Genomic DNA, 12,725 nt, shown 5'->3' with positions numbered 1-12,725 from the left:
TTCTTTTTATGTCTCTGATAAATATTATATGTTTAGAGGGCATAAGACACTCCTATGGGGATAGAGAACATCCTGAAAGAACATTTCAAACTACAACTGAACTCAGTTTCCAGGCTGGAAGGCTATGGAAGCACGAATTATAAGGTTGAGGCCAAAGAAGGTGATTTTGTTCTGAAAATATACCAGAATTCCATCCGTATAAAAAAGGAACTACATGCCGAGGAACGCGTACTGCAACAATTAAATACCTTAAGGAATAGCAGTTTCCCAAAAGGGATAGCAACCTCCTCCGGAGAAGAATTTGTTGAAGAAATCGGAAAAATTTACAGGCTGTTAACTTTTGTGGAAGGGTCCTTTTTAGGTGAAGTAACCCACACCCCTGCCCTGTTGGAATCATTCGGTAGTTTTCTTGGTAAAATGGACCTTAAATTACTGACCCATCAGGAAGAAGTGTTTGAGGCCAGAGAAATTCCCTGGGATCTCAGACATCTTCATTTATCGAGTCCATTACTTCAGTTTATTCCAGATCCCTCTGCTCGCAACCTCGTATCCTATTTTATGCTAAAGTTTCGGGAACAGGTTGTGCCATTTGCGAGCCAGTTTCGTAAAAGTCTTATTCACAATGACGGAAACGACTGGAATGTACTTACTGACCATAATAAAGTAACGGGGATTATTGATTTTGGTGACATGTGTCATACCTGGTTGGTAAATGAGGTGGCCATTGGGATGACCTACGCTATGATGCAAAAGGATCTTCCTCTCGATTCAGGGCTCAAGGTACTCGAGGGCTATCACCGGGAACTCCCATTGACCAAAATAGAATGTGACAGCCTTTACTACCTCATTGCCGCAAGGCTATGTATCAGTGTTTGCCAATCGGCATACAATAGTCGGGATAATCCCAAATCGGATTATATAACAATTAGTGAAAAAGGGGCCTGGAAATTACTTAATCAATGGTTGAGGATTAATCCACTTCATGCCAAAAGGAAATGTAGAGAAGTTTGTGGTTTCGCAAATCCCAAATCAGTTTCCGGGACAGCGTTGCTCGAACATAGGCGAAAGCATTTTGGTAAAAATCTTTCCCTGAGCTATGAAAATCCCATACATATGGTTGGTGCCGCATTCCAGTATATGTACGATGCGGAAGGAAACACCTTTCTGGATGCCTATAACAATATTATGTTAGTTGGCCATTGCCATCCCCATGTAGTGCAAGCCGGGCAAAAAGCCATGGCAACATTAAACACCAATACCCGATATATCTACAATCTGCTTCGGGATTACAGTGATTCCCTGCTCAGAAAATTTCCGGCGTCCTTGAACAAAGTCTATTTTGTGAATTCCGGAAGTGAAGCAACAGATCTGGCCATCAGAATGGCAAGAGCCCATACACTGAAGAAAAAGATCATGGTCCTTGAACATGGCTACCACGGACATACACAGTCCGGAATGGAGATTAGTTCTTATAAATACAGTGCTGACCTCGGAAATGGAAAGCCCGAGGACACACTTGAAACCCCAATGCCTAAAGTGTATGGAAGTTCATGGGAAAACGATGGGAGTGCCGGTGCCGCCTATGCGCAAAATACACTGGAACTAATAAACAAACATTCGGGTAGCATAGCCGCATTCATTGCTGAACCTATAGTGGGGTGTGGCGGACAGGTTCCTTTAGCTAAGGGCTATCTCAATGCGATTTATCCTGCGATCAGGGAGCAGGGTGGAATCTGTATAAGCGACGAAGTGCAGGTTGGCTTTGGGAGGCTTGGAGAAGTTTTCTGGGGATTTGAACTATACGATGTCATCCCTGATATCGTCGTAATTGGGAAACCCATGGGGAATGGACATCCTATGGGAGCTGTTATAACCACCAGCAAGATCGCTTCTTCCTTTGAAAAGGGACCGGAATTTTTTAGCTCCTTTGGTGGGAATCCCGTTTCATGTGCAATCGGACTTGCAGTTCTGGAGGTTATCGAGAATGAAAAGAAACAGGAACACGCCCTGCAGACCGGAGAATACCTCAAAAAGCAACTACGTAGCCTGCAGATGAAACATAAAACCATAGGTGATGTTAGAGGTCATGGATTATTCCTGGGAATAGAAATAATCGATAAAGAGGGACAGCCCAATACAGAACTGGCCGGCTATTTAAAAAACAGTTTAAGAGAGAATTTTATATTAGTGGGAACTGATGGCCCTTTTGATAATGTTATAAAAATAAAACCTCCTCTGACGTTTAATAAGTCAGATGTTGACGAACTCGTCTCACAAATTGGCACTATTCTTTCCTAGATTATTGTTTTTTTCTAAAATTATTTTACATTTAGTTAACATATCCCCTATAGAATCATGAAAAATAACCTGCAAGTTAATATCGGTTTGGCATTTTTGAGAATATCGGCTTCTGCCATGATGCTCACCCACGGATTCCCTAAATTTCAAAAATTACTCTCCGGAGATTTCGAATTTGGAGATCCCCTGGGCCTGGGTGCTACTCCTACTCTTTTTTTGGCAATAATAGGCGAATTCATTTGCCCTATCCTGGTGATGATCGGATTTAAGACCCGATGGGCTGCCTTACCAACGGCTATTACTATGGCGGTTGCAGCATTTGTTGCGCATGCTCAGGACCCGTTTGGCACTAAGGAAAAAGCATTGCTTTTTCTTACGATTTTTATTGCCATAATGCTTCTCGGACCTGGCAAATACAGTATCGATAAGAAATAAGGCTTACATAATTTTTACAAGGAGCTCTTTCAGCAGGTCGGCCTGACTAATATTGTATGCGCCTACTCCCTTGCCTTTCATATCCAGTTCCCTGAGATAAGAAACCACTTTACTCGATTTTTTCATGGAATAATTCCGTGATGCGGTTTGAAATTCGTCCACAAAATAAGGATTGATCCTCAGTGCACTTGCTACATTCCTGGCCGAATGGTCATTCAGGCCATGGTATTGCAGCAGTTGGGTAAAAAAGGTATGAAGCAGGGATATGGTTACCACAAAGGGATTATCCTTTGGATTTTGTGCGAAATACGTTATGATTTTTGTGGCTTTGAGAATATCCTTTTCCCCAATAGCCTTTTTAAGTTCAAAATTGTTATAATCCTTACTGATCCCGATATGCTTTTCAATGATTTCAGGGGTTATCTCCGTATTTTGAGGGAGAACAACAGACAATTTATCAAGTTCATTATTAATTCGACTCAGATCTGTTCCTAAAAATTCTACCAAAAGAATAGAGGCCTTGTACGAAATAGGATAACCTTTCGTCTTCAGTATTTTCCGAATCCATTCAGATACCTGGTTTTCGTATAATTTCTTGCTTTCAAAAACCAGCCCGTTCGGAGCTTTAAGAAGCTTGTGCAGTTTTTTACGCTTGTCCAGTTTTTTGTATTTATAACAAATCACAAGCACAGTAGAAGGTTGTGGATTCTCGGCATAGGATGCCAATTGCTCAATGGTTCTCGACAGATGCTGGGCTTCCTTTACGATAATCACCTGGCGTTCAGACATCATGGGGAAACGTTTGGCATTTGAAACTATATCGTCAACAGTTACATCTTTGCCGTAAAGCACCATCTGGTTAAACCCTTTTTCTTCTTCGGAAAGTACATTTTTACTGATGTATTCAGCAATTCTATCAATGTAATAAGCCTCCTCCCCCATCAGGAAATAGATCGGTTTGATCTCCCCTTTTCGAATCTCATCAATAAGTCGCTTTACTTCTTCCATCGAAAAAAAATCATCAAATTTGTACCATGGAAAACCTGAATTTTCCGGGGTATCAGTTTCGTTTCAAAAATAGGGAAAATAAATCCCTGATCTTTGACATCATCCGTAAAAAATTCGTTGTTTATCAGCCTGAAGAATGGGTGAGACAGCATGTCTTACACTACCTGATTTCAGATAAAAAATATCCGACAAGTCTGATAAACGTTGAGAAGCAGATACGGATTAATTCCCTGCCCAAACGAGTTGATGTTGTTGTGTATACGCCACAAGGCGATATAGAAATACTCGTTGAATGTAAAGCCCCGGAAGTGAAGATATCAAAAGACACTTTCGATCAGATAGCCCGATACAATATGGATCTTAGGGCACGGTATCTCATGGTAACAAATGGATTCAGCCATTATTTCTGCCAGATGGATTACACCCGATCGACCTATATCTTCCTGGAGGAACTCCCGTCGTATACAGCGCATGGCAGGTAGCCCTCCCCTTAGGCAAATAAATACATATGCAATTTATTTCTTTACTTTGTGGCCTTGCAAAATGCACCGCGGACTATGCCAGATAAACAGGAACTCTCAGCATGTTAGATTTAGCCATTGTTATACTTAATTGGAATGGTGAGGCGTTGCTTGAGCGTTATCTCCCTTCGGTCATTGAGAACTCCCAGGGAGCCAGGATCTATGTGGCAGATAATGCTTCTACAGACGGATCTGTGGCGTTCTTAAAAAATAATTATCCGGATGTAGAAGTTATTCAAAATAAGACCAATGGGGGATTTGCAGGAGGCTATAACGAGGCTCTGAAACACATTGATGCCGAGGTTTACTGTCTGTTGAATTCCGATGTGGAGGTTACACCAGACTGGCTATTGCCGATAATGGAATTGTTCCAGTTAAAACCGGAAGTTGCTATCATCCAGCCAAAAATTCTCGATCTTCTGCAACCAGAATATTTTGAATACGCCGGTGCCGCAGGCGGATTCCTTGATTCACTTGGATATCCTTTTTGTCGCGGAAGGATATTTCAGGCCCTGGAAAAAGATAAGGGGCAGTATGACGATACAAAAGAGATCTTCTGGGCTACCGGAGCCTGCATGTTTATCAGAAAGAAGGTTTTTGATGATCTAGAAGGATTCGACGAGGATTATTTTGCGCATCAGGAGGAGGTTGATCTGTGCTGGAGGGCTCAGAACAAAGGGTATAAAGTATATTATGTGGGTGCTTCACAAATCTTGCACCTCGGAGGATCTACCCTTAGTAATATGAATCCCAAAAAGACTTATTTGAATTTCAGGAATTCCCTTTTCTCCATTACCAAGAATCTTCCCCGTAGAAAGGCATTACTTATTATCGTGGCACGACTCCTTTTGGATGGGATAGCGGCCCTTCGTTTTATCCTACAGGGAAAAATGAACCACTGCCTCGCCGTTTTAAGAGCTCACCTGAGTTACTACAGACAGTTTCGGAAAATGTACAAGAAAAGAGAAAAGGCAAATTTTGTTGAAAAGTACTACCGAACAAAATCCATAGTATGGTCTCATTACGTATATAGAGTGCGGAGTTTTAACAATTTAGTAAAAGATTAACAAAGTTCATAAATAAGCGTATGGGCTATTGTATAATTTTGGTGTCAGATTGCAACGAAACTTAACAATAACAACAATTATAAAAATTAAACCACTTATTAATATGAAAAAATTACTCTTAGGTAGCTTGGGAATTATGGTTCTCTTGTCATCATGTGTCTCACAGAAGAAATATGCAGAACTGGAGACGAAACAAAAAGAAACTCAGGACCTGCTGAATTCAGCTACAGTTAAGCTGAATACTTGTCTGGAAGAAAAGGCTACTGCCACAGCCCGACTTAACACCCTTGAAGATCAGAATGCGTTTTTAAAGGCAAACAATCAGGAATTGATTAACAATATGGGTAACCTTACTACCCTGACAACAAAAGGTGCGGAAAACCTTGAAAAATCCCTGGAGAGTCTGCAGGAAAAAGATCTTACGATCCGCAAATTACAAGATGCAATTACAAGAAGAGATTCTGTAAACCTCTCACTTGTACAGAGCTTAAAAGGAGTATTAGGAAATCTTGATGATGAAGACATTGAAATCAGCGTTGAAAAAGGGGTAGTTTTTGTTTCTATTTCTGATAAATTACTCTTTAGCTCAGGTAGTTACAATGTTACTTCCGCCGCTAAGGAGGTCTTAGGAAAAGTAGCCAAGGTAGTAAACAATAAACCCGATTTCGAGTTTATGGTGGAAGGACACACAGATAATGTACCTTACCGCTCCGGAGTTTTACTAGACAACTGGGATCTCAGTGCAAAAAGAGCGACCTCAATTGTACGTATCCTTCAAAACGATTTCGGGGTTGATCCTGCCCGTATGACGGCTGCTGCCAGAAGTTACTACGTTCCATTGATGAGCAATGATACTGCTACAAACCGTGCAAAGAACAGAAGAACCAGAATTGTGGTATTACCTAAACTGGATCAGTTCTACAGCATGATCGAAGAAGGAATGAAAGATCCGGCTATTAAATAAGTCGAGAAGTATATTAAAAATACGAACCGCGGTACCTATGGTATCGCGGTTTTTTATTACAGTATGTTGAGCTCTCCTTTGCCTTCCCTGATCACTGTGGGCTCATCAACGGAAAGGTCGATCACTGTTGAAGGTATATTATCCCCATATCCCCCATCAATTACGATGTCTACCAAATTCTGCCACTTTTCATAGATCAATTCCGGATCCGTGGTGTATTCTATTACATCGTCTTCATCCCTGATGGAAGTGGAAACAATTGGATTTCCCAGGGCTTCAACAATGGACTTGGCTATATTATTATCCGGCACCCGGATTCCAACAGTTTTCTTGTTTTTGAAAGCTTTGGGCAGACTATTGTTCCCTGGTAAGATAAATGTATAGGGTCCTGGCAGGGCCCGTTTCAAAATTTTAAAGGTGGGGGTGTCTATCTGCCTGACATAGTCCGACAAATTACTTAGGTCAGCACAAACAAAAGACCAGTTAGCCTTCGCTAATTTCACACCCTTAATCCTCGCGATCTTTTCCAGGGCTTTTGTCTTGGTGATATCGCATCCTAATCCGTAAACAGTATCCGTGGGGTAAATTATCAGACCTCCTTTTTGAAGTACCTGCACTATCTTCCTGATAGAATTGGGATTGGGATTGTCGTTGTATAATTTTATGAATTCAGCCTGCATATGTCCTAAGATAAAACTTCCAGTTTTGCGAATCGGAGTAAGAGTTTTTTAACGTCTCCCTTTTCAAATAAGATTTCAGCCTTTTTGTCATTTCCCACTCCTTCGAGCCTGATAACCTTTCCCTTGCCAAAACGGGTATGATTCACCAAAGTCCCAACAGATAAGTCGGGCATAGCCATAGGTTTCCCGGGAGCAGGATCCCCCAGGTTGGGCCTTATCTTTCTTAATTTCCTCAGCTGATCCTGGGTTGGTTTGCCTACTGCGGGCGGTGTCCCATTTGTTGGTTTGTTCTGCCTGAGTTTACTCTTGTCAACATCCCCGAAAATGTCGGTATTGATCAATGGTTTAAATCGGTAATTATCAACCGGTGTAAGGTTGTCAATGAATTTCTCGTCAATTTCTTCGAGGAACCTGCTCGGTTCTGCATCAATCAATTTCCCCCATCGGTATCGATTCTGGGTGTAGGTGAGATATGCCTGGTTTTCGGCCCTTGTTAAGGCCACGTAAAAGAGGCGTCGTTCTTCCTCCAGCTCACTTCTCGTATTCATACTCATCGCAGATGGAAAAAGATCTTCTTCCATTCCTACTATATAGACATAGGGAAATTCAAGGCCTTTGGCCATATGCACAGTCATAAGGGCTACCCTGTCTTCATCACTGGTATCCTTATCCAAATCAGTTGCCAGCGCTACATCCTCGAGGAATTCGGTGAGGTCTCCCTTGGCATCGGCCAACTCTTTCTGTCCTTCTACAAAATCCTTAACTCCGTTGAGCAACTCTTCAATGTTCTCCATCCGGGCGATTCCTTCGGGTGTTCCATCTTTTTTGAATTCAAGCAGGAGTCCTGATTTTTTCGCTACGTGCTCTGCCAAAGTAAAAGCGTCTGCTTCTTTGTTCATGATCTGGAAACTCTTAATCATATTCACGAAGTCCTCCAGCTTTCGCCTGGTTCCTGAATTTATTTTCAGATCGATTTTATCCAGATTTTCAATGATTTCGAAAATCGATTTGTTGTAGTGATTGGCAGCAACGGTCAAACGGTCCAAGGTAGTTTGCCCGATACCTCTGGCAGGAAAATTAATTACCCGCTTCAGGGCTTCTTCATCTTTGGGATTGATCACCAGTCTGAGATAGGAAAGCACATCCTTTATTTCCTTCCGCTGATAAAATGAAAGTCCGCCGTAAATCCTGTAAGGGATATCCCTTTTTCGCAAGGCGTCCTCAATGGCCCTGGATTGTGAATTCGTCCTGTAGAGGACGGCAAAATGGCCATTCGGCAGTTGCTGCTGCATTTTATTCTCAAAAATGGAACTCGCTACAAACCGGCCTTCTTCTGCATCTGTCACAGAACGGTGCAGTTTTATTTTTGAACCTTCGTCATTGGCGGTCCATACCACTTTTTCTAACTGATTCTTATTCTTGGCGATGATGGCATTGGCTGCATTGACAATGTTTTTTGTTGAACGATAATTCTGTTCCAGGCGATACACGGCTACGTCGTCATAATCCCTTTGAAAATTCAGGATGTTGGTAATATTTGCCCCTCTGAAGGAGTAAATACTCTGGGCATCATCTCCCACTACGCATATATTCTGATAGCGATCGGAGAGCGCCTTAACGATCAGGTATTGGGAATGGTTGGTATCCTGATACTCATCCACGAGAATATATCGGAATCTATCCTGGTACTTAAGCAACACTTCGGGAAAACGGGTGAGTAATTCGTTTGTTCTCAGGAGCAAATCATCAAAATCCATGGCTCCGGCCTTAAAGCAACGATCTACATACTGCTGATAAATATCCCCCAGTCTGGGTCTTTTGGCCATGGCATCTGCCTCCAGCAATTCGGGGTTCTGAAAATAGGCCTTGACCGTAATCAGGCTGTTCTTATACGATGAGATTCTATTCTGGATCTGTTTGTATTTGTAAATATCCTTGTCGAGCCCCATTTCTTTTATAATCGAAGCTATCAATCGTTGTGAATCCTGGGTGTCATAAATTGTAAAATTACTGGGGTAGCCCAGTTTATCTCCATCATACCTGAGTAGCCTTGCAAAAACCGAATGGAAGGTTCCCATCCATAAGTTCTTTGTCTCAGAAGTACCCACCAAATCAGCGATTCGCTTCTTCATCTCCCTGGCCGCTTTATTGGTAAAGGTCAGGGCGAGAATATTAAAGGCATCCACATCCTGTTCCATCAGGTGCGCGATACGATATGTAAGAACACGGGTTTTGCCCGAACCCGCACCGGCAATAACCATCAGTGGTCCGTCTTTGTGCAGAACAGGCGCCTTTTGAGCCTCATTGAGATCGTCTAAAAAATGTTTCAAAAATGTCCCGATTTAAAAACGTGAAGTTAGCCATTATTGAGCGGTTGCTAAAACACCCGTTTTAATTATTATAAACAATGCGCCACAATTTTATTCAATTTGAATATCTTTAGCTTTTAATCCTCTCTATGACATCTAAACCGTTGTTACTTGCATTTTTTGGTCTGATAATTTTTCCAAATATGCTAGCTGCCCAGACGCGTCAGCAAGGGCCGGTCATTGCCAAATACGGTGCAGTGTGGCCTGTTGACAATCCTGATTATGCGACTTCCCTGGAAGAGCCTTTGAAGGTGGTTTTTGACATCATGAACAGCCCGGAGTCTAAGTCCGATCTCAATGCCAGTATTGAAACCGCTGCCAGGTTTCTCAATATGCACGCACAGGCGGGAGTGCCACTGGAGAACCTGAGCGTAGCCCTTGTAGTACATAACAAGGCTTCTAAGGACATCATGAACAGTGAGGAATATCAAAAAAAATACGGTATTGAGAATCCGAATGAAGAAATGGTTAAAGCCCTGCTCGATGCGGGAGTACAAATTATTTTTTGCGGTCAGTCTTCCTTCTCCCGTGATTTTCCCAGATCAGAAACTATAGAGGGAGTGCAATTCGGATTATCGGCCATGACCGCATTAATACAACTCCAGAATCAGGGGTATCAACTTGTTAAATTTTAATTTCTAAATATGAGAACTACTTTAATTGCATGCCTTTGTTGTCTGTTTGGCATTAATACGTTTGCCCAATCCCATGATCTGGAGGAGGCATATCAGAATATTGAGTCTAAAGTGATCGAATGGCGAAGAGACATACATCAGAATCCCGAACTGTCTAACAGAGAATTTAAAACCGCCGCTAAAATTGCTGCTCATTTAACCTCGCTAGGGATTGAAGTACAGACGGGAGTGGCACATACCGGGGTTGTGGGTATTTTAAAAGGCGATAGTCCTGGAAAAACTGTGGCCCTTAGAGCCGATATCGATGCTCTTCCAGTTTACGAGCGAAATGATTTACCTTTCAAATCTACTGTCACTTCCGAATTTCTGGGAGAGAAAGTTGGAGTGATGCACGCTTGTGGTCACGACACACATACTGCCATTCTGATGGGTGTTGCAGAGGTAATGGCTAACAACAAGGATAAGATTAATGGTACGATTAAGTTTATTTTTCAGCCTGCTGAAGAAGGCCCTCCACCCGGAGAAGAGGGGGGTGCCAAACTTATGGTGAAGGAAGGGGTTCTTAAAAACCCCGATGTAGATGCCATTTTTGGTTTACACATCAATTCTCAAACCCCCGTGGGTATGATCAGGTATAAGTCGGGAGGCACCATGGCAGCTGCTCAGAGCTTTACAATTAATGTAAAAGGAAAACAAGCTCACGGCTCAAGACCCTGGGCCGGTGTTGATCCTATTTTGATCAGTGCCAAAATTATAGACGGACTGCAAACGATTATAAGTCGGGAAACCGAATTAACCAATGAGGCGGCGGTAATTACAGTTGGAAAGATCAAAAGTGGTGTCAGGTTCAATATAATCCCTGAAAGTGCAGAAATGCTCGGTACTATCAGAACACTGGATTACGACATGAAGGACAAGCTCAATAAAAGAATGATGGAAATGGTGCCCGCTATTGCCAAAGCGTATGGAGGTGAAGCTACTATTGAAATAAAAGACGCTACGGATATTACCTACAACGAGCCTAAGCTGGTGTCGGCCATGCTTCCCACCTTAATACGGGTCGCAGGAGAAAGCAATGTGGTAGAACAAAAAGCTATTACTGGAGCTGAGGACTTTTCTTATTTTCAAAGAGAAGTTCCCGGTTTTTTCTTCTTTCTCGGCGGGATGACACCGGGTAATACAGAGTCCTTTGGACACCATACCCCGGATTTTATAATAGATGACAGCGGGTTGATCTTAGGAGTTAAAGCCCTTACTGAACTTAGCCTTGACTATTTAAATAAGTCCTAATTAACAATCAGAAAAGAGAAAATGAAAAAGAGAGTGATTACAATATTGCTGATGATATTAATATGCGGTATTGGTTTAAGTCAGAGTAAAAAGGAACTCCAGGCCCAATTGACGGAGAAGGAGGTTGAACTTCAGGAGTTGCAGGCTGAACTTTCCTCCGTAAAGCAGGAAGCTGCCAAATACAAAGCTGAGATGGAGGCTGTCAATTTTCAAATGGAGGAGTTAAGGGCCACTAATGCCTCCTTATTGCAGAATCTTACCAATTTTACTGAACTCTCAAACAAGAAAACCGATAATATCAGTAAGTCGCTGGAGACACTCAGATCAAAGGAAAATCAGTTAAAGAATATTAGTGCTGCGCTTACTCAGACAGATTCTCTCACCCTTGCTTTGCTTACCAATTTTAAAAATGATCTGGGTACAGAGGTAAAAACCGGCCTGAGTAATGGAGCTGTAACGCTGATTCTTGATAACGTATTTCTATTTAAGGAAGTAGACCGAAACTTTGAGGTAGTTGCCGAAGCCTTGCCGGTATTGGAAAAAATAGCAGCGGTTCTCAAAAAATATCCCGAGCTTAAGATTACAGTCGAAACCAACAGCAATGCTCTCGATTTTAAAGAGTTGAAATTAAAAAACAATTGGGCCCTCAGTTCATTGCAAGCGGCAGGTGTAGTCTCGGTATTAACTGAAAATTTCGGAATTGCACCCTTGCGCTTAGAGGCAACTGGGAAAAGTGAATACGGCTTTAGCGGGATAGAAACCAGTACCCGGATTAAAGTACAACCCCCTTATGACACCTTTTATAAGACCGTAAAGGATATGATGAAATAGATCAAAATGAGATGAAGGGACTTCCGGATAAACCAGGATACCTGGTATACTTTTTATTTGTTCCCTGCGTTGTAGTTTCAGAAATCAAATCAAACACCAAAAAATTATGACCGGAGACGGAATTTTACAACTATTCGGCTATTTATTACCGGCGGTAGTCACAGGGGCTGTTGCTTTTTATTTTTTCAGACTGCATACCAAAAATGAAGAAGGCAGAAGGCGTTATCTTCTGCACAAAGATTCTCAGAAGAGTGCGCTTCCAATACGTTTACAGGCTTACGAACGTCTGGCGCTTTTCCTGGAAAGAATTTCCATTCCAAATTTAGTGGTTCGTGTTGCTCCTGTTTCGGCAGACAAAGCGGCTTATGAAAACCTGCTGATCAGGAATATAGAAAATGAATTCGACCACAATTTATCACAACAGATCTATATGAGTGATGAATGCTGGAATGTAATTAAGGCGGCTAAAAGTGCTACTATACAAGCGATACGCCGTGCCGGAATGAGTGAATCAGATTCTGCTGACAAACTCAGGGAAGATATCCTGAATGAAACAATGGACAAACAATCTCCGTCGGCTACTGCTCTGGCATTTGTCAAAAAAGAGATTAGTGATCTCTGGTAACC

The 12,725-nt window shown here is 42.1% G+C and carries 12 protein-coding genes; 9 read left to right on the top strand and 3 right to left on the bottom strand.

The features are described from left to right. Positions 1 to 54 precede the first annotated feature (54 nt). Positions 55 to 2,298 (top strand): aminotransferase class III-fold pyridoxal phosphate-dependent enzyme, encoded by a 2,244-nt coding sequence (locus AB8P51_RS13010; RefSeq protein ID WP_369749282.1) that lies wholly within the window; start codon positions 55 to 57, stop codon positions 2,296 to 2,298. A 57-nt stretch (positions 2,299 to 2,355) separates the two neighbouring features. After that, on the top strand, positions 2,356 to 2,733 hold the full coding sequence (locus tag AB8P51_RS13005; protein ID WP_369749281.1) for a DoxX family protein: 378 nt from the start codon (positions 2,356 to 2,358) through the stop codon (positions 2,731 to 2,733). 3 nt (positions 2,734 to 2,736) lie between these two features. Here AB8P51_RS13005 and holA read toward each other — a convergent pair whose 3' ends face one another. Then, complete coding sequence (holA, locus tag AB8P51_RS13000) at positions 2,737 to 3,741, bottom strand: DNA polymerase III subunit delta (protein WP_369749280.1); 1,005 nt, start codon at positions 3,739 to 3,741, stop codon at positions 2,737 to 2,739. 26 nt (positions 3,742 to 3,767) lie between these two features. Between holA and AB8P51_RS12995 the strand changes: the two genes are divergently transcribed. The 3 genes from AB8P51_RS12995 (at position 3,768) to AB8P51_RS12985 (ending at position 6,293) form a co-directional block, all read left to right on the top strand. Continuing rightward, a complete protein-coding gene (locus tag AB8P51_RS12995) occupies positions 3,768 to 4,223 on the top strand; it encodes a type I restriction enzyme HsdR N-terminal domain-containing protein (RefSeq protein WP_369749279.1) in 456 nt (151 codons plus the stop codon). A 101-nt stretch (positions 4,224 to 4,324) separates the two neighbouring features. Then, the gene (locus AB8P51_RS12990) at positions 4,325 to 5,329 is read left to right on the top strand and encodes a glycosyltransferase family 2 protein (protein ID WP_369749278.1); all 1,005 of its coding nucleotides are present in this window, start codon (positions 4,325 to 4,327) and stop codon (positions 5,327 to 5,329) included. A 103-nt stretch (positions 5,330 to 5,432) separates the two neighbouring features. Then, complete coding sequence (locus AB8P51_RS12985) at positions 5,433 to 6,293, top strand: OmpA family protein (protein ID WP_369749277.1); 861 nt, start codon at positions 5,433 to 5,435, stop codon at positions 6,291 to 6,293. 56 nt (positions 6,294 to 6,349) lie between these two features. On the opposite strand, the gene AB8P51_RS12980 is transcribed toward AB8P51_RS12985, so the two are convergent. Together AB8P51_RS12980 and AB8P51_RS12975 are read right to left on the bottom strand one after the other, a co-directional pair. Beyond that, positions 6,350 to 6,973, bottom strand: a complete 624-nt coding sequence (locus AB8P51_RS12980; RefSeq protein WP_369749276.1) for an L-threonylcarbamoyladenylate synthase — start codon at positions 6,971 to 6,973, stop codon at positions 6,350 to 6,352. A gap of 5 nt (positions 6,974 to 6,978) precedes the next feature. Beyond that, entirely contained in the window at positions 6,979 to 9,303 is a 2,325-nt protein-coding gene (locus AB8P51_RS12975; protein WP_369749275.1) for an ATP-dependent helicase, read from the bottom strand. Positions 9,304 to 9,431: 128 nt separating this feature from the next. Between AB8P51_RS12975 and AB8P51_RS12970 the strand changes: the two genes are divergently transcribed. The 4 genes from AB8P51_RS12970 (at position 9,432) to AB8P51_RS12955 (ending at position 12,723) form a co-directional block, all read left to right on the top strand. After that, positions 9,432 to 9,977, top strand: a complete 546-nt coding sequence (locus AB8P51_RS12970; protein ID WP_369749274.1) for a DsrE family protein — start codon at positions 9,432 to 9,434, stop codon at positions 9,975 to 9,977. A 9-nt stretch (positions 9,978 to 9,986) separates the two neighbouring features. Continuing rightward, on the top strand, positions 9,987 to 11,267 hold the full coding sequence (locus tag AB8P51_RS12965) for an amidohydrolase (RefSeq protein WP_369749273.1): 1,281 nt from the start codon (positions 9,987 to 9,989) through the stop codon (positions 11,265 to 11,267). 21 nt (positions 11,268 to 11,288) lie between these two features. Continuing rightward, complete coding sequence (locus AB8P51_RS12960) at positions 11,289 to 12,098, top strand: hypothetical protein (RefSeq protein WP_369749272.1); 810 nt, start codon at positions 11,289 to 11,291, stop codon at positions 12,096 to 12,098. Positions 12,099 to 12,204: 106 nt separating this feature from the next. After that, the gene (locus AB8P51_RS12955; RefSeq protein WP_369749271.1) at positions 12,205 to 12,723 is read left to right on the top strand and encodes a hypothetical protein; all 519 of its coding nucleotides are present in this window, start codon (positions 12,205 to 12,207) and stop codon (positions 12,721 to 12,723) included. Positions 12,724 to 12,725: the final 2 nt, after the last annotated feature.

Origin of the sequence: Muriicola sp. SD30, assembly GCF_041205185.1 — a bacterium.
Taxonomy (GTDB): Bacteria; Bacteroidota; Bacteroidia; order Flavobacteriales; family Flavobacteriaceae; genus Muriicola.
The sequence above is the reverse complement of the archived record's forward strand: the minus strand, read 5'-3'. Positions and strand labels throughout refer to the sequence as shown.